Source organism: Symbiopectobacterium purcellii, from assembly GCF_019797845.1.
In the GTDB taxonomy this organism is placed as follows: domain Bacteria; phylum Pseudomonadota; class Gammaproteobacteria; order Enterobacterales; family Enterobacteriaceae; genus Symbiopectobacterium; species Symbiopectobacterium purcellii.
The window spans coordinates 3,184,237-3,201,884 of record NZ_CP081864.1; the positions used below are offsets into that span (position 1 = coordinate 3,184,237).

At 53.7% G+C, this 17,648-nt stretch carries 13 protein-coding genes and 1 pseudogene; 8 read left to right on the forward strand and 6 right to left on the reverse strand.

Annotated elements, in window-relative coordinates:
• Positions 1–31: 31 nt before the first annotated feature.
• Genes mdtD through baeR form a run of 3 tightly spaced genes read left to right on the forward strand, consistent with a single transcriptional unit; the run spans position 32 to position 3,573 of the window.
• On the forward strand, positions 32–1,459 hold the full coding sequence (mdtD, locus tag K6K13_RS14945) for a multidrug transporter subunit MdtD (protein ID WP_222157705.1): 1,428 nt from the start codon (positions 32–34) through the stop codon (positions 1,457–1,459).
• Between the two features lie 7 nt (positions 1,460–1,466).
• Positions 1,467–2,837, forward strand: a complete 1,371-nt coding sequence (baeS, locus tag K6K13_RS14950; RefSeq protein WP_222157706.1) for an envelope stress sensor histidine kinase BaeS — start codon at positions 1,467–1,469, stop codon at positions 2,835–2,837.
• 7 nt (positions 2,838–2,844) lie between these two features.
• Positions 2,845–3,573, forward strand: coding sequence for an envelope stress response regulator BaeR (baeR, locus tag K6K13_RS14955; RefSeq protein WP_222157707.1), 729 nt, complete (start codon positions 2,845–2,847; stop codon positions 3,571–3,573).
• A 242-nt stretch (positions 3,574–3,815) separates the two neighbouring features.
• Here the strand turns inward: baeR and K6K13_RS14960 are convergent, their stop codons facing one another.
• The gene (locus K6K13_RS14960) at positions 3,816–4,643 is read right to left on the reverse strand and encodes an isochorismatase family protein (protein ID WP_252120309.1); all 828 of its coding nucleotides are present in this window, start codon (positions 4,641–4,643) and stop codon (positions 3,816–3,818) included.
• A 37-nt stretch (positions 4,644–4,680) separates the two neighbouring features.
• Positions 4,681–5,313 (reverse strand): NADPH-dependent F420 reductase, encoded by a 633-nt coding sequence (locus K6K13_RS14965; protein ID WP_222157708.1) that lies wholly within the window; start codon positions 5,311–5,313, stop codon positions 4,681–4,683.
• Between the two features lie 160 nt (positions 5,314–5,473).
• Between K6K13_RS14965 and K6K13_RS14970 the strand changes: the two genes are divergently transcribed.
• The 5 genes and pseudogenes from K6K13_RS14970 (at position 5,474) to yegS (ending at position 11,139) form a co-directional block, all read left to right on the forward strand.
• Positions 5,474–6,406, forward strand: coding sequence for a LysR family transcriptional regulator (locus tag K6K13_RS14970; protein ID WP_222157709.1), 933 nt, complete (start codon positions 5,474–5,476; stop codon positions 6,404–6,406).
• Between the two features lie 152 nt (positions 6,407–6,558).
• Entirely contained in the window at positions 6,559–7,500 is a 942-nt protein-coding gene (locus K6K13_RS14975; RefSeq protein ID WP_222157710.1) for a glutathione S-transferase family protein, read from the forward strand.
• Positions 7,501–7,650: 150 nt separating this feature from the next.
• The gene (gene trhP, locus K6K13_RS14980) at positions 7,651–9,015 is read left to right on the forward strand and encodes a prephenate-dependent tRNA uridine(34) hydroxylase TrhP (RefSeq protein WP_222157711.1); all 1,365 of its coding nucleotides are present in this window, start codon (positions 7,651–7,653) and stop codon (positions 9,013–9,015) included.
• A gap of 309 nt (positions 9,016–9,324) precedes the next feature.
• Positions 9,325–10,064 (forward strand): annotated as a pseudogene (locus K6K13_RS14985) (IS5 family transposase).
• Positions 10,065–10,236: 172 nt separating this feature from the next.
• Positions 10,237–11,139 (forward strand): lipid kinase YegS, encoded by a 903-nt coding sequence (gene yegS / locus K6K13_RS14990; protein WP_222157712.1) that lies wholly within the window; start codon positions 10,237–10,239, stop codon positions 11,137–11,139.
• Positions 11,140–11,147: 8 nt separating this feature from the next.
• Here yegS and psiE read toward each other — a convergent pair whose 3' ends face one another.
• From psiE to arcA, 4 genes are all read right to left on the reverse strand, one after another.
• On the reverse strand, positions 11,148–11,555 hold the full coding sequence (gene psiE / locus K6K13_RS14995) for a phosphate-starvation-inducible protein PsiE (RefSeq protein ID WP_222161120.1): 408 nt from the start codon (positions 11,553–11,555) through the stop codon (positions 11,148–11,150).
• Positions 11,556–12,028: 473 nt separating this feature from the next.
• A complete protein-coding gene (locus K6K13_RS15000; RefSeq protein WP_222157713.1) occupies positions 12,029–15,103 on the reverse strand; it encodes an efflux RND transporter permease subunit in 3,075 nt (1,024 codons plus the stop codon).
• On the reverse strand, positions 15,103–16,188 hold the full coding sequence (locus K6K13_RS15005; RefSeq protein ID WP_222157714.1) for an efflux RND transporter periplasmic adaptor subunit: 1,086 nt from the start codon (positions 16,186–16,188) through the stop codon (positions 15,103–15,105). The genes K6K13_RS15000 and K6K13_RS15005 overlap by 1 nt, the downstream gene beginning before the upstream one ends.
• Before the next feature lie 175 nt (positions 16,189–16,363).
• The gene (gene arcA, locus K6K13_RS15010) at positions 16,364–17,638 is read right to left on the reverse strand and encodes an arginine deiminase (protein WP_222157715.1); all 1,275 of its coding nucleotides are present in this window, start codon (positions 17,636–17,638) and stop codon (positions 16,364–16,366) included.
• Positions 17,639–17,648 lie beyond the last annotated feature (10 nt).

Consider the following 17,648-nt stretch of genomic DNA (forward strand, 5'->3'; position numbering starts at 1 on the left):
ACAACCCTGATTTCGTGAGGCCCGTTATTTCATGCGTTTTTCGTCCACCCCGTCAACGACTCAACCGGCCTCCGTGCGCTGGCAGCTTTGGATTGTCGCCTTTGGCTTCTTTATGCAAATGCTCGATACCACCATTGTCAACACCGCACTGCCGACAATGGCGCTCAGCCTGAATGAAAACCCGTTGCGCATGCACTCCGTCGTGGTGGCTTATGTGCTTACCGTAGCGGTGATGCTGCCAGCCAGCGGTTGGCTGGCGGACAAACTGGGGGTGAAACGGGTCTTTTTTGCAGCCATCATCATTTTCACGCTGGGCTCGCTGCTGTGCGCGCGCTCAGAAACTTTGAATGCGCTCCTGATGTCGCGCGTGATCCAGGGCGTAGGTGGTGCCATGATGGTGCCGGTCGGTCGTCTGACGGTCATGAAGATTGTGCCGCGTGACCAGTTTATGGCGGCCATGACTTTTGTCACTATCCCCGGCCAAATCGGGCCGTTGCTCGGCCCAACGCTGGGCGGGCTGCTGGTGCAATACGCCAGTTGGCACTGGATTTTCCTGATTAACCTGCCAGTAGGGATTATTGGCGCTATCGCTACCTGGCTGATTATGCCGAACTACACCACCGAAACCTCGCGCTTCGATCTTAGCGGTTTTCTCTGGCTCGCCATCGGCATGGCAACATTGACCTTGGCCCTGGACGGGCACAAAAGTCTGGCGCTACCGCCGATTGCCATCGTCGGGTTGATTGCCGTCGGGATTATTGCGCTGCTGAGCTACTGGCTGCATGCGCGTCAAAATGAAAATGCCCTGTTCAACCTGAATCTGTTCAATACGCCCACCTTTTCCATTGGGCTCAGCGCCGGTTTTCTGGCCCGTATCGGCAGCGGCATGCTGCCTTTTACCACACCGCTGTTTTTACAACTGGGCATGGGATTCTCGCCGTTCCATGCCGGATTGATGATGATCCCAATGATTCTCGGCAGCATGGGCACCAAGCGCATCGTCGTCAGCATCGTTAACCGCTTGGGCTACCGCTTGGCCCTGATTGTTTCTACGCTGGCACTCTCGCTCAGCACCCTGCTGTTTGCCACCGTCGCACTGCTGAACTGGCTGTGGCTGCTGCCGCTGGTGTTGATTCTGGTGGGCGTTGCCAATTCGGTTCGTTTTTCAACCATGAATACCCTGACACTGAAAGATCTGCCGGACAACATCGCCAGCGGAGGCAACAGCCTGCTGTCGATGACCATGCAGCTTTCCATGAGTCTCGGCGTAAGTCTGGCAGGTATTTTGCTCGGTATTTTCGCCCAACAGGGGACGCTGGACATCGCCAGCCCGGCAACGGCCGAGGTATTCCGCTATACCTATCTGAGCATGGCCGTCATATTGGCGCTGCCCGCCCTGCTGTTCCTGCGCGTGCCGCCGGACCACATCAAGCAGAACGTGTTGCCGGGAAAAAGGTGAGGATACGATGAGATTCGGCATTACCGCTAAACTGTTTCTCGCCATTTTTGCCACCTGCATGCTGGTGTTGATCACCATGCATTGGGGCGTGCGAATGAGCTTCGAACGCGGCTTTGTTGATTACATCAAGCAAGGCAATGCGCAGCGCGTCGAGCAACTGCGTGATGCATTACAGGAGCAGTACGCGCAGTACGGCGACTGGACGTTCCTGCGCAACAATGAACGCTTGGTGTTCAAACTGCTGCACACCATGGATCAGAATGAAGATGACGGCAACAGCATGCGCGGCTGGCGAGTCCGGCTCTGGGTGCTGGATGCCCAGCGTAACCGACTGTTTGGTTCGCCCGCCCCGATTGCCGCCGATAGCACCTGGCAAGCCATTCGCCATCAGGGCAGGGTCGTTGGTTGGGTAGTGGCATCGCCCAGTGAACGCCTGACGCGCGATGCGGATATCAATTTCGATCGGCAGCAACAGCGCACCAGTTGGTTTATTGTCGGGCTGTCAACGCTGCTCGCCATCATCGTGACCTGGCTGATGGCGCGCGGCCTGCTGGCACCGGTAAAACGACTAATGAAAGGGATCCACCGTCTGGCTGCCGGGGAGTTCACCGCACGCGTGCCCGTCAATACCCGCGATGAGTTGGGCCGGCTGGCGCAAGATTTTAACCAGCTCGCCACCGCATTGGAAAAAAACGAGCAGTCACGCCGCGCCTTTATGGCCGATATTTCCCATGAGCTGCGCACGCCGTTGGCGGTACTGCGCGGCGAACTGGAAGCCATACAGGATGGCGTGCGCAAAGCGGATTCAGGCTCCCTGCTTTCGTTGCAAAATGAAGTCTCCACGCTGACCAAACTGGTGGATGACCTGCACCAGTTGTCACTCTCCGATGTCGGCGCGCTCGCCTATCGCCGGGTTTCGGTGGATTTAATCCAACTGCTGCATATCAGCGTCGCGTCCTTCAACGAGCGTTTTCAGAAAAAACACATCAAGGTCATCACGCAGTTGCCAGAGCGCGCCAGCGCCTTTGGCGATCCGGACCGACTCAGCCAGCTGTTTAACAATCTGTTGGAAAACAGCCTGCGCTACACCGACAACGGTGGGCAGTTACAGATCCGGGCCCATACTGAAAATGGCGTGTGCACCCTGATATGGGAAGACAGCGCACCGGGCGTCGACGCCGAGCAACTGGCTCGGATTTTCGATCGCTTCTATCGCGCAGAACGGTCACGCAATCGCGCCAGCGGCGGTTCAGGGCTGGGATTGGCTATCTGCAAGAATATCGTTGAGGCCCACGGGGGACGATTGTATGCTAGCGCTTCCTTACTCGGTGGTTTGCAGATGACCGCCGAATTCCCGCTTCATCCACCGGAATCCTGAAACGTCGATGACTGAAACCTTATCGAACGAGACGCTGCCAGAGCAGGTGCTGATTGTTGAAGATGAGCCCAAGCTCGGCCAACTTTTGGTGGACTACCTTCAGGCCGCAGAGTACCACACACACTGGATCACCCATGGCGATGCGGTGTTGCCTTGGGTACGTGAGCATTCACCGTCGTTGATTCTGCTGGATTTGATGCTGCCAGGCACCGATGGCCTGACGCTATGCCGCATCATCCGTCAGTTTTCCAATGTGCCGATTATTATGGTAACCGCGCGCAGCGAGGAGATTGATCGGCTGCTGGGATTGGAAATTGGTGCAGACGATTATATCTGCAAACCCTACAGTCCACGGGAAGTAGTGGTGCGGGTAAAAACCCTGCTGCGCCGCTGCCGTTGGCAATCTGCACCGCCGCCCGAGACAGGACTGGAAGCCGCCTTGCAGATCGATAATAGCCGGTTTCAGGCCAGCTACCTCGGACAACCACTCGATCTGACGCCGGCAGAGTTTCGCCTGCTGAAAACCCTTTCGACAGAGCCCGGTAAGGTGTTTTCGCGCGAAGCGCTGCTGGATAAGCTCTACGATGACTACCGCGTCGTGACCGATCGCACCATCGACAGCCATATCAAAAATCTGCGACGCAAGCTGGAGCAACTGGACGAACAGACATCGTTTATCCGCACCGTTTATGGCATGGGATACCGCTGGGAAGCCGGATCCTGTGAAGTGATCTAACGTACTCAGGTTCCCACCCCCCCTTTCGGTAGGTCCGTGTTTCCCGGCGAATCGCGACGAGGGGCCATTATGGAACACATCCCTGTGCCCCACCTTACGGGCCAGCGCAAGCGCTGTTCCAATTTGCTCCGGGCAAATTTGTCGGCGACTTACGCCGCTACGACCCCATCGCCGCACTTCGCCTAACAACAGGCTTTGTCATCAGCCTGGGTTCCCGACAGGTGGGCCCCCCTGATAACCGCTTACTTCACCACACCAAACGGATCTGGCACCGTGTGTTTGTTGGCGTTGTTCCAGTAGTTCTGCAAGATCCAACCGTATTCCGGCAGCCCGTCGATAAAGGGTTTCAACATGGCATCGGCGGAGGGTTTCTTCCAGTCGGCTTGAAGTTCTGCCCCTAACGCGTAGACCGTTTCCAACTGCGCGCCCGCTGCCGTCATGCGTTGCATCGCCGCATCCGCTTCATACTTACTCCAGGCACCGGAGGCATCCACCACGGGATAAACCTGATAGCCGTCATTTAACATGGCAAGCGTCGGGAAGGCAACGCAGGTCCCCAACGTGACCCCGGAAATAATGATATGCGTACGACCGGTCTTTTTCACCAGATCTTCCAACGCCTTACGGAATGAAGGATCTTCATAGGCATTGATGATCCCAGTGCGGCGATAAATGGGTTCATCTTTAAAGATTTCTTTCAGTTCCGGCAGAGTGTCGCCGTTTTGCCATTGCGCATTCGACGAGGTGATCAACACCGGAATCTTTAACGCTTTCGCCATTTCGGCCAACGCGACCACGTTGGCTTTATAGCCGGATGCCTGATTGAAATCACGCGTACTGGCCATCAACCCCACCTGCTGATCGATAAACAACATAATGGTGTTTTCGGGCGTTGGCTTGTCGTAGGCTACGCGTCCGGCTTTACGCGCATCGGCAGCGCTGACTTTGTTCGGCAGAATCTGATCGGCTATCGGGCTGATGATGTCGGCCGGACGATCCTGAGCAAACGACGGCGCGCAAACCCCAGCCATCAACAGCGATGCGATGGCGACGCTAAGTACTTTTTTCATTCCATTCTCCTGTTTCGTCAAAATAGTCATTTGTTATTTATGCGCGGCTCAGCCAGGCCGGAACGATATCGGTGCCTAATCCAGCGCCGTAGCCAAAATAGATATTCAAACCGGCTAACGGTTCGAGGTAACGGGCATTGCGCAGCGTGCCTGCATCGACCGGTTTGAAACCCGTACTGGCAATCAAGGTCTGAACCGTCGCTTTGGCCTCAACGTCATCTCCGGCATAGAACACGGGTGCAACCTGTCCTGCGGCAAAGGCTGGGCCTTCTGCTATCACCTGTGCAAACGTGGTGTTAAACGCTTTGACGATGCGTACCGCCGGAAAAGCGTTGGCAATCTCTTCCGCGGCTGACGTGCTGTGACCAAGCGTCAGGCTCATGTAATCCGCAGACAGCGGGTTAGTAATATCAATCACCACTTTGCCGCTGATATCCCCCAGCGAAGAGAGTGCGCTAACCGCGTCACCGTAAGCGGTCGCCAACACAATCACCTGCGCACCTTGCGCGGCAACGGCGGCAGGCTCGGCCTGTGCACCGCTAAACTGCGCGGCTAATGCTTGTGCTTTGTTAAGGTCACGCCCTGTCACGCGAACCTGATGCCCTGCCAGCGTAAAACGCTTAACAAAACTGGACCCCATATTGCCGGTACCTACAACGGTGATAATCATGATGGAACTCCTGGTTAATTAGCTGATATGTATATAGTTAGTGAATGAAACACAGGTTTCGCTTCATGGTTTGGGAGTTTACAAGTCTTATATTTAGAGATATATAGGGTGATTAGAGACTAATTATCTCTAATATAGAAACAATCATGCGGAGTGCAGGATGGACAAGTTTCAGGCCATGAATACCTTTGTGGCGGTCGTTGAGGCAGGCAGTTTTGTCGGTGCTATGGACACGGTGGCGTTATCTAAGCCGGTGGTGTCACGCCACGTTGCCGAGTTAGAGGAGTATCTCGGTGTGCGTCTGTTGCAACGCACAACGCGTCGATTATCGTTGACGGAGGAAGGCCAGAACTACTATTTGCGCTGCAAAGAGTTGCTGGCATCGGTAAAAGAAGCCGAATCAGAAATTACCGCCTGCTCGGCGGAGGTACATGGGCGATTACGCGTGGGTGCACCGCAAACCTTCGGCGTGAAATACCTCGCGCCGCTGTGGGGTAAATTTGTGGAAGAAAACCCGCAGGTGAAACTCGATATCATTCTGTCAGACCGCGTGGTGGATCTGGTGGAAGAAGGTTACGACGTGGTGATTCGCATCGCGCAATTGCCTAACTCCATGTTGGTGTGTCGTCCGCTCGCCAAAACACGCATGGTGCTGTGTGCCTCACCGGCCTATCTGGCGCAGCAGGGTACACCGCTACATCCGCAGGCGCTGCGCGATCATCGCGTTATCTCTTACAGCTACTGGGCACCGGGCAATGAGTGGCACTTCTCTCCCAACGATGGCGGTGAGACTATCGCGGTGAAAACCCAGCCGCATATTCATGCCAACAACGGAGATACCTGCCGTTATGCCGCGCTGGCGCATCAAGGCATTATTCTGCAACCGGATTTTCTGGTAGGTGAGGATTTACGCGCAGGCACACTGGTCGAAGTGCTACCTGATTACAGATCGCTGGCGCTGAATATTTACGCCGTCTACCCGACGCGCAAATTGCTGCCACTGAAGGTAAGACGCTTTATCGATTTTCTGGCCGAACAGCTTAGCACTCCCCCCTGGTACGGCTGCACGGGTACGCCGGGAAATCGGCGTTAAGGCCTGCTCGTCAAAAAAACTGTTCGACTTGATGAAAAATCTGCCCTGTTACGCTTTCTCCCGGCTGTTAACATGGATAACGTCACAACAATAACTATGATTATTTTTACGTTTATCTCACCGACAACAGGCAAGACGGGGAACGCTATATCATGTCAGGTTTAGTTAACGGCCAATGGGTCAATGGCGATGTCGCCGCAGAAGAGATCAAAAACGGGGCCTTTCAGCGTCAGGAAACGCTGTTTCGCCAAACTACGCTGATCCCAGAAGCAGGGCGCTATCAACTTTTTGTTTCTTATCTCTGCCCGTGGGCATCACGCACCTTGATGTTCCGCAAGCTCAAGGGACTAGAAAATATTGTTTCCCTGTCCATTGCACAACCGGTGATTGCAGATAACGGCTGGGCGTTTACCACCCCGCAAGAGGCCGGCGAACACGTTGCTCCCGTGCGCTATCTCCATCAGTTGTATACCGCCAGAGATGCCCATTACACCGGTAAGGTTTCTGTACCGGTGCTGTGGGATCGTATCGAAGGGCGTATCGTCAATAACGAATCGGCCGATATCATCCGTCTGTTCAACAGCCAGTTTGATTCCTTGACCGGGAACCATGAGGATTATTACCCCCTCGCGCTGCGCCCCACCATTGACGAATGGAACGAGCTGATTTACCACAACATCAACAACGGCGTATACAAAACCGGCTTTGCCAAAACCCAAGAACACTACGAAAACGCCGTGACGACGCTGTTCGATACGTTGGATCGCGTTGAGACACATCTGGCGACGAATCGCTATATCGCGGGTGATACCATTACCGAGGCTGACTGGCGGCTGTTTGTCACCCTGGTACGTTTCGATGTGGCTTATCACGGTGCATTCAAATGCAATATCCGCCGCATAGAAGATTACCCTCACCTGTCGAATTACTTGCGTGAGCTTTACCAGTGGCCTGGCATCAAAGAGACGGTCAATATCGACCATATCAAAGCGGGTTATTACGGTATCCGCTGGCTGAATCCGACCGGCATTGTGCCGCTCGGCCCGCAGGTTGATTTACAACGCGCGCACAACCGCGCCACCCTCGGGAACTAATCCTCGTGGCCCACGCCAGTGTGCGCGTGGGCAATAGCCACACTTTTTCTGCGTCGTTAGCTGATTTTTACCAACATTAGCGCTAGAATCCCCCTCCTTTACTGTTCCCTTGGGGAACAGCCTGACTTGTGATCAGACCAGAGAGACACCATGTTTAAACCGGAACTGCTTTCTCCGGCCGGTACGCTAAAAAATATGCGCTACGCCTTCGCGTATGGCGCTGATGCGATTTATGCCGGTCAACCCCGTTACAGCCTGCGCGTGCGTAATAACGAATTCAACCACCAGACGCTGGCGCTCGCGATCAACGAAGCCCACGAACTGGGGAAAAAATTCTACGTGGTGGTGAACATCGCCCCGCACAACGCCAAACTGAAAACCTTCCTGCGCGATCTTCAACCGGTGATTGATATGGGGCCGGATGCGTTGATCATGTCCGATCCCGGCCTGATCATGCTGGTCAGAGAACACTTCCCGCAGATGCAGGTTCATCTTTCGGTGCAAGCCAACGCGGTGAACTGGGCAACGGTGAAATTCTGGCAGCAAATGGGGCTGAGCCGCGTGATCCTGTCTCGCGAACTGTCACTGGAAGAGATTGCCGAAATCCGCCAGCAGGTACCGGACATGGAGCTGGAAATTTTCGTGCACGGTGCATTATGCATGGCCTACTCTGGCCGCTGTCTGCTTTCCGGCTATATCAATAAGCGTGACCCCAATCAGGGTACCTGCACCAACGCCTGCCGTTGGGAATACAAAGTGCAGGAAGGGAAAGAAGACGATACCGGCAATATCGTTCACCTGCATGAACCGATTCCGGTACAGAATGTAGAACCCACGCTGGGTATTGGTGAGCCGACCGACAAAGTGTTTATGCTGGAAGAGAACCTGCGCCCCGGTGAGTACATGAGTGCATTCGAAGATGAGCACGGCACCTACATCATGAACTCGCGCGATCTGCGCGCCATTCAGCACGTTGAACGTTTAACCCAGATGCATGTGCATTCGCTCAAGATCGAAGGCCGCACCAAATCCTTCTATTACTGTGCACGCACAGCACAGGTTTACCGTCAGGCGATCGACGATGCTGCCGCAGGCAAGCCCTTCGATCCGACACTGCTGCAAACGCTGGAAGGTCTGGCGCACCGCGGTTATACCGAAGGTTTCCTGCGTCGCCACGTTCATGAAGATTACCAAAACTACGAATACGGCTATTCGGTATCAGACCGTCAGCAGTTTGTCGGTGAATTTACCGGCGAGCGGCGTAACGGATTGGCTGAAGTGGCAGTGAAAAACAAGTTCTCACTCGGTGACAGCGTGGAGATGATGACGCCGAACGGCAACATTCAATTCACACTCGATGCGCTGCAAAACGCCAAAGGTGAAGCCATCGATGTCGCCCCGGGGAACGGGCATATCGTTTACCTGCCAGTGCCCGATGACGTGGCGCTGGAGTTTGCGTTACTGCTGCGTAACCTGCCGAGTGACGTGACCACCCGTAACCCCAATGCAGCGTAAGGCAGCACAATCCTCTTGTGTGTCGTCCTCGGCGAAAGCCGGGGACCTCTGGGGTTAGTCTCTGAGTCATTCCCGTCAGCGTGGGAATGACTCAGAGGCACAATCTGCGACTTTTCGCAAATTTTAGAAACAGATCACATCAATACCCTTACTATCTGGTTAGTATTGCGTCGCTGAGAAAATCTAGAACGAAAAATAAGCGTAGTGATACTACTAGGGCCTGTTGACAATCATCGCCAAGAACCTGTTTTTTTGTAAAAGAATCTGTTTACATTCTGTCTTTTTTGGAAAAGCAGAATGCCAAGATTGATGCTCAGTGATGACCAATACGAACGGATTAGCCCGTTTTTGCCGGGAAAGGATTCGGATCCGGGACGAACAGCAGCAGATAATCGGCTTTTTGTCGAAGCGGTTTTATGGATCGCCCGAACTGGAAGCCCATGGAGAGATTTACCACCCGATTTCGGACTCTGGAACTGTGTGTACAAACGCTTTGCCAGATGGTCACGGGCAGAAATATGGCATTCCGTTTTTGCTGAACTTGCGGGCGATGCCGATTTCGAGGAAATCTTCATCGACAGCACTATCGTACGGGTTCATCAGCATGCAGCGGGCGCTCCCAAAAAAACGGTGACCAGTCGATTGGTCGTTCTCGCGGGGGATTGACAACCAAGATTCACGCTCTGGTTGATGGGCTGGGCATGCTTGCCCGTTTTAGTTTGACTGGTGGTCAAAAGAGCGACACCAGAGAAGCATTGCCTTTACTTGGTGAATTGAAACCTTCAAGCTTGGCTGCAGACAAAGCCTACGATACGAATGTGATTCTACAATATCTGGAGTCGGTAGGCATTCAGGCTGTCATCCCCAGCAAAGAGAATCGCCGTGAGCAACGCCCACTGGACAAACATCTTTACGTTTCACGCAATTTGATCGAACGTTTCTTTTGCCGTATCAAGCAATTTCGACGCGTAGCTACACGCTTCGACAAACTCTCAAAACGCTTCGCATCATTCGTTGCGCTCGCTGCTGCATTCGTCTGGCTGTGTTAATTGTCAACAGCCCCTAGGAACCACCTCCTTGGCCAGCTCAATCTCCCTTGGGCTGGCTTTTTCTTTGCCTTTTTTCCTGCTTTATCCCTTGTTCTGATACCGCTCTCGGCCATTTCTGGCTACGCTGTGTATACCTGTCATTGCCGCTTTTCAGCGCCAAAAGGAGCACGCCATGAGCCAACATCATCCCGTATCCCTGCTGATTCTCAAAGGTAAAAACACCGATAACGACGTATTGCGCAGCGCAGTGCAAGAGTACATAAAAGCCGGATTTACGCTGCATGTACGCGTGACCTGGGAACACGGCGATGCCAAACGCTATGTCGAGGAAGCCGTGCAGCTTACGGTGGATAATGTGATTGCCGCCGGAGGGGATGGCACCATCAATGAGGTCGCCAGCGCACTGGTGCAATGTGTACCAGCCCAGCGTCCAACGCTTGGCATCATCCCACTCGGCACTGCGAATGATTTTGCCACCAGTTGCCAGATCCCGCTTGATGTTGAACATGCATTAGCGCTGGCGGTAAAAGGTCACGCGACGCCTGTCGATGTCGCCTGCGTCAACGACAGCCACTATTTTATCAATATGGCTACCGGCGGTTTTGCCACTCGCATCACCACAGAAACACCCTCGAAAATGAAATCCGCACTGGGAGGCGCGTCTTACGTGCTGCACGCCTTGCTGCGTATGGATATGCTGACCGCTGAGCGCTGTGAGATTCGCGGCCCCGATTTTCAATGGTCCGGCGATACGCTGGTGATCGCCATCGGTAACGGGCGGCAGGCGGGCGGCGGCCAACCACTGTGCCCGGAAGCACTGATCAACGATGGGCAATTGCAACTGCGCGTACTCTCAGCCCAGGAGTTGTTGCCTAACATGCTTCAGGCGCTGTTCACGGGCAGCGAGAACCCGAATGTGATCGCCGCGACCTTGCCCTGGCTGGAGATCGTTGCGCCCGACGACATCACCTTTAACCTGGATGGCGAGCCGTTAAGCGCCAACCGATTCCGCATCGACATCGTGCCCGCCGCCTTGAGCTGCCGGTTGCCGCCGCAGTGTCCACTGTTAGTCTGAATGACAGGTTACTCGCGTTTAAGCCGTTTGCTGTTCGCCAGATAGAGCGTCACCACCAGCACCAGAATAGCGGCGGCATACGCCAAGGTATCCAGCGGATCTTTGTGGTCCACGATGATCAGGCGAATAATCGCGGTAATGCCGATATAGACAAAATAGCGTAGCGGAAAATGATAGCCCGATTGAAAATACTTCACGATGAGCGCGATAAACTCAAAATAGAGAAAGTAGATAACAATCCCTTCAATAAGCTGAAAAGAAGAGTCTTGTTCACTGCTGATCAGCAACACCTGCGCCAGATGAAAGGTCTCTTTCATCAGGAAAATCACCAGAATGGTCGCCAGCAGCAATAACCCAATATTGAGTATCGTCTGAAGCATTTTCGCCACTTTGAGCCCGCGCGCAGAACCCGGCATGTGCAGTCCTTCTTCCATAGATATTTACCTTACATCATCATCAACGCACCATGCCCCACAGTGGCATGGCTCCTGCAAGGGTACGGCAGGCAGATGTCGTTATTATGTCGCTGAGGCTTATGCTGTCAGTCGTTGTCATGCTATACCCGTCATACTTCAAGCTGCAGGTGCGTTGGCTGCACTCATTCCCCCGAATCACTTACTTGAGTAAGCTCATCGGGATTCATTCGCTTGCCGCGTTACGAGACGCATAAATGAGCCTCGTAACACGGCAAGGGCTGTTCAAAACGTAAACGTTTTGTCCTGCAACTTGAATTATTTAGGGTATATAGCGGTTTTGTACCACACTCCGCCACGTTTTTACTCATAACGTTTTGGCATTATTTTATTACACCACTGATACCACGGGAAGAAATAACATAGCCAGGCAGCACGCTACCTGGCTATGAAAATAGGCAGAATTGTCAGCGTCCTCAGGAGGCGACGGATACTGCTTTCTCGTCCTTATTCATACAACTGTAAATCACGGGCAATACCAGTAGTGTCAACACGGTGGCAAAACCCAGACCAAACATGATAACCACCGCCATGCTTTGGAAGAAGGCATCGCTCAGTAACGGGGCTAACCCCAACACCGTGGTAAACGCGGTGAGCAGGATAGGACGCAAACGGGAGGTCGATGCATCAATGATGGCATCACGCATCGGTTTTTGCTCCCGTTGCAGACCAATCTCTTCCACCAATACAATACCGTTACGAATCAACATTCCGCTCAGGCTAAGCAGGCCAATCAACGCCATGAAGCCGAGCGGAATCCCGGTAAGCAGGAACCCGACGGTGACACCGATTAACGCCAGCGGCACGGTAAGCCAAATGGCGATGGCATGCTTCACCGAGCTAAACATCAATACGGTGATGATAAACATCACGATAAAGGCAATGGGTAGACTGGTGAGCAGCCCTTCCTGCGCCTCTTTGGTACTTTGATAGTCACCGCCCCACTCGAGACGATAGCCATGCGGCAGCGCCATATCATCGATAGCAGGCTTAATACGCCCCAACAGCTCGGCAGAGGTTTCACCACTTTGCGACGAGGGATCGGCCTGTACCGTCAGCGTACGCATACGATCGCGACGCATAATCAGCGGATCTTCCCATTCGGTCGTGAAGCGGTTAACCACATTATCGATCGGAATGAATGCTTGTCGCGCCTGACTCCAGATCATGACGTCATTGAGCCGGTCGGCATTTAACCGCTCCGCATCCGGCGTACGCAACACGATAGGCATCAAGCGTGTTCCGTCACGGTAAAGCCCCACATTGATGCCGCCAAAGCTCATCCGCAACGCATTGTCGATCTCACGCTTGTCAACACCCAACTCACGCCCGAGGTAATCAGAGAACTGCGGACGAATGACTTTGGTGCTTTCCTGCCAGTCGTGCATCACCCCATCGGAATCCGGATCAGCTCTCGCTATCTGCTCCGCCGTGGCCGCTAACGAAGGCAGTATCATGGGATCGTTACCAATAAATCGCGCTTCGATCGAACTGCTATTGGACGGGCCAAACATAATGCGCTTCGCCTGACCTTTCACCGCCGGGTAGTTATCACGCATATAGGCTTCAATATCCCGAATCAACGTCGGGATCTGATTCAGCGCGTCCGTACGCACCAATATCTGCGCATAGTTGGCGTATTGTCGCTGGGAGTTGTAGGTCAGCATAAACCGTAACGCCCCCTGTCCTACCGTCACCATGGTATTGTCGACACCGGGTTGCTCGCTGATGTGCTTTTCGATTTCCGCCGCGATCTTCTCGGTATAAGCAATATCGGTGCTATGTGGCAGCCAGAGATCGACAAAGAAGATAGGCGTATTCGACGGCGGGAAAAAGCTTTGCCGCACACTGCCAAACCCCACTACCGCTGCGACGAGCAAGCCTACCAACAGCGTTAACGTCAAGGTGCGCTGGTTGAGCAAGGTACCCAACAGGGAACGATAGACGCGAAATAGCCAACCATCGTAGGGATTTCTCGCCGGTTCATCCGGGTTCTGCGGTGCCATTTTCTGCTTTTCAAACGCCCACTTGGTGAAAGCGGGTGTGAGTGTCAGTGCAGTAAACCAACTCAGCATCAGCGAGATAAGCAGTACCTGAAACAGTGATTTACAATACTCACCGGTGGAGTCGTTAGACAAACCAATAGGCGCAAACGCCAGCACGGCAATAATCGTCGCCCCCAACAGCGGGAACATAGTCTGCTTCACCACGCGGTTGATCGCATCCATCGCCGTAGCACCGCGCTGCCTACCAACCAATACGCCTTCAACGATCACAATCGCGTTATCGACCAGCATGCTGAGCGCTATCACCAATGCCCCAAGAGAAACACGCTGCAATTCGATATTCAGCAACTTCATGATCAGCAGCGTGCCCAACACGTTCAGCGCCAAAGAAGCAGCAATCACCAGTCCACTGCGAACGCCCATAAAAATCAGCAACGTACCAATGACAATCGCCAACGCCATCAGGAAGTTCATGATAAAACCATTCACCGCCCCCTCAACTTCATGGGACTGGTCGTAAAACACATTCAACGCCATGCCTGCAGGTCGTTCGGCTTCCAACTGCGCCAACCGTGCTTTGATGGCATTGCCCACCACAATCACGTTTACGCTGGGAGCAAAAGAGACACCAACGGAGAGCGCAGCCTGCGTATTGGCGCGATAGATATTGTTCGGCGAATGCGTTACACCCTGGCTGATGGTGGCAATATCTCGCAGATAGACGCTGCGCGGACTGCCAGGTTCGCTGATCAACAGGTTACCCAGTTCTTGTACGTTGTCGAACTCACCGGTGGGGTGCAAACGGATCGATTCGCTGCCGACCAAGAGTTCACCGGCATTGGACACGACATTTTGCCGACTGAGCAAATCATACAAGCGCTGCGGCACAATATTGGCAGCGGTCATCTGAGCTCGGGAGATTTCTATTTGCACCTCTTCCGGCAACACCCCGACGATCGCCACTTTTCCTACCCCCGGCACGACCACCAGTTCGCGGCGCAGTACCTCAGCAAAATTACGCAACTCCTGATTGGAATAGCCATCGCCATAGAGGGAAAAGAAGTAGCCATACACATCGCCAAAATCATCGTTGACGAAAGGCGGACTCGCACCGGGTGGCAGTTGGCGTGCCGCATCACCAATACGGCGCCGTAGTACGTCCCAGATCTGTGGTAAATCATCCGGTCCATACTGCGCTTTGATATTGATGGTGATTTGCGACAGCCCCACGCTGGAAATCGAGGAAATACTATCGATGTAGGGCAGTTGCTGAATGGCATTCTCCAGCGGTAAGGTCACCTCTTCCTCGACCTGCTGCGCGGTAGCGCCGTCATAACGGGTAATGACCACCGCCGTTTTGATGGTAAACGCAGGATCTTCCAATCGGCCAATATTCAGAAAGGCAATGACGCCACCCAGACCCAACAATAAAATCGACAGCCAGATGCGAGTGCCGTTGTTGATAAAGTTCTCTGTCAGTTTCATTAGAGACCTCGCTCACGAACCCATGCTCTCACTTCCTGGTCTGGCTTAAGCTCACGGGTGCCGGCTGCCACTATGCGCTCCCCTTGAGACAACCCGGAAACGACCTGAATACCATTCGCCGTCAGTTGACCCAGTTCAACCTGACGCGACGTGACAAACAGCTTGCCATCATGATCATTAACCACCCACACATGCGGTTTATGCTCGGCGCTGGTATCCGGATTGAATACCGCCTCAACAGGCACAACCACCGCCATCGCAGCCACACTGCCGGGCAGATTCCCCAGATTGATCTTCACCCTGCCGCTCATGCCCGACAACAACGGGATATCTTGCGGACGCGGCATGGTCAGCACCATACGATAGGTCAGCGCACCCGACACCGTTTGTGCGGTGTGCTCTTTGTAGCTGGCGATAAACTCTCGTCCTGGCAAGTTGTTCAATTCAACCACGGGTTGATATTTAACATTATTGGCATCAATGAGAATAAAAAGGCTTTCGGGAATGCTGAATTCCACGTCCAGCAACTCCAGCGCGTTTAACGTGGCAATAGATTGTCCTGCTGCAACAATTTGATAATTGCGAGCGTTGACCATGGCGATAACACCGGGAAACGGAGCCCGGATTATCGTATCGTCCAACTCTTCTTTCGCCAGTTTCAACGCGGCCTGGGCCGAGTCACGCGCGGCGCGCTGCACGTCCAGTTCAGCACGCGCCACAATATGACGCTCGCTTAACGCCGCGTAACGGCTGAATTGGGTTTGAGACAGGTTGAAAGTGGCCTGGCGATCCTGTAGGCGCAGTCGAGCATCATTGCTGTTAAGCTCCGCGATCACCTGCCCTTGTGTAACGGGTTCCCCTTCACGCACCAGCAACCGTTCTAATTGACCGGGACGTTTAAACGCCAACTCGGTTCTATCACCCGCAATAATTCTGGCGGGAAAGATACGCACGCCTTGCTGCGCGCTGTTGCTCACTTCCAGAATACTCACAGGCCGTACCGTAATGCGTTGTTCGGTCGCCTCCCTGTCACAGGCAGAAATAAAAAACGCGATAAACGTAATAACAATAAATTTTATTTTCACGATGCAATCTCTTCGGATCAGATTCACGCGCCGCTACGTCATCGCCATAACCATTACAGCGGTAAACGCTATCGCAGAAAGGTGAATCAGGCCTGGCACCTGGTTAGCATAACTATCTCGTGCACTGACAGTGCGTGTTCATCAGGCGCTCGGTAGGAGCGCCTGATGGGGGACATTAATAATCCACAGGCTCACGAATGATTGGACACGTCATACAGTGACCGCCGCCGCGTCCACGCCCCAGTTCACTGCCGACGATCTCGATAACCTCCACCCCTTCCTTGCGCAATTGGGTATTGGTCTTCGTATTACGATCGTAAGCCAGTACCACACCAGGAGAGAGGGCGACCATGTTGTTACCGCTATCCCACTGCTGGCGTTCGGTGTCGTAATCGTTACCGGCCGTTTCCACCACGCGCAGTTTCTTGAGGTTCAATGCACCGGCGATCGCTTCGGTAAAGGTGCCCTTATCGCGATACAGTTTCATCCCGGTTGGGCCATCATCAGGGCGCAACGAGAAGGTGCGAATCTGGTTCACAATGGCAGGGTAAAGGGTCACCACATCGCGATCGCAGAAGGTAAACACCGTGTCCAGGTGCATGGCAGCCCGCAATCTCGGCATCGCTGCAATCATCACCCGCTCAACGCCGGAGGCTTTGTTAGCAAACAGGGAGGCTGCCAGTTGCGTGATGGCCTGATGCGACGTGCGCTCACTCATACCAATCAATACGGTTTTATTACCAATCGGCATTACATCGCCGCCTTCCAGTGTGGCAGTGCCGTGGTGTTTGGTGGGGTCGCCATACCAGATATTGATGTTTGCGTTAGCAAAATCAGGGTGGAATTTGTAGATGGCGGTCGTCAGGATGGTTTCTTCATGACGAGCAGGCCAGTAGAGTGGGTTTAACGTTACCCCACCGTAAATCCAGCAGGTGGTGTCGCGGGTATACAGCGTGTTGGGCAGCGGCGGCAGCAAATATTCAGTAATGCCTGCCGCATCGCGTATCAGATTGAGTTCTTCGTGATCGGCATAGCCTTCTTTCGCCAGTTCGGTGGTCGACAAACCGCCAATTAACACTTCAGCCAGCGCGCGCGGTGCCAACCCATCCAGAAAGCTGCGAGTTTCGTTCAAAATGCCCAGAGAGACTTCATCCGGCACAATCTGCTGATCCAGAATCCACTTTCTCGCTTCCGGCAGTGCCACCGTTTCCGCCAGCAGGTTATGCATTTCCACCACCTCAACACCGTGCTCGCGCATTTTGGTCATAAAATCAAAATGGTCGCGCTTGGCACGTTCAACCCACAACACATCATCAAATAACAGTTCATCACAGTTGCTCGGCGTCAACCGATTGTGTGCTTTGCCTGGTGCGCACACCATAACCTTATGTAATTTAACGACTTCCGAATGCACGCCATATTTCTTCTCAGACTTCTTTTTTGTCGACATAATAAGCAGC

Excerpts from the sequence above, each read along its gene's own strand:
- arcA (WP_222157715.1), bottom strand. The coding sequence starts at position 17,638 with ATGTCGACAAAAAAGAAGTCTGAGAAGAAATATGGCGTGCATTCGGAA.
- K6K13_RS14970 (WP_222157709.1), top strand. The coding sequence starts at position 5,474 with ATGGACAAGTTTCAGGCCATGAATACCTTTGTGGCGGTCGTTGAGGCA.
- baeR (WP_222157707.1), top strand. The coding sequence starts at position 2,845 with ATGACTGAAACCTTATCGAACGAGACGCTGCCAGAGCAGGTGCTGATT.
- K6K13_RS14965 (WP_222157708.1), bottom strand. The coding sequence starts at position 5,313 with ATGATTATCACCGTTGTAGGTACCGGCAATATGGGGTCCAGTTTTGTT.
- K6K13_RS15000 (WP_222157713.1), bottom strand. The coding sequence starts at position 15,103 with ATGAAACTGACAGAGAACTTTATCAACAACGGCACTCGCATCTGGCTG.
- trhP (WP_222157711.1), top strand. The coding sequence starts at position 7,651 with ATGTTTAAACCGGAACTGCTTTCTCCGGCCGGTACGCTAAAAAATATG.
- baeS (WP_222157706.1), top strand. The coding sequence starts at position 1,467 with ATGAGATTCGGCATTACCGCTAAACTGTTTCTCGCCATTTTTGCCACC.
- K6K13_RS14975 (WP_222157710.1), top strand. The coding sequence starts at position 6,559 with ATGTCAGGTTTAGTTAACGGCCAATGGGTCAATGGCGATGTCGCCGCA.
- mdtD (WP_222157705.1), top strand. The coding sequence starts at position 32 with ATGCGTTTTTCGTCCACCCCGTCAACGACTCAACCGGCCTCCGTGCGC.
- K6K13_RS14960 (WP_252120309.1), bottom strand. The coding sequence starts at position 4,643 with ATGAAAAAAGTACTTAGCGTCGCCATCGCATCGCTGTTGATGGCTGGG.
- yegS (WP_222157712.1), top strand. The coding sequence starts at position 10,237 with ATGAGCCAACATCATCCCGTATCCCTGCTGATTCTCAAAGGTAAAAAC.
- psiE (WP_222161120.1), bottom strand. The coding sequence starts at position 11,555 with ATGCCGGGTTCTGCGCGCGGGCTCAAAGTGGCGAAAATGCTTCAGACG.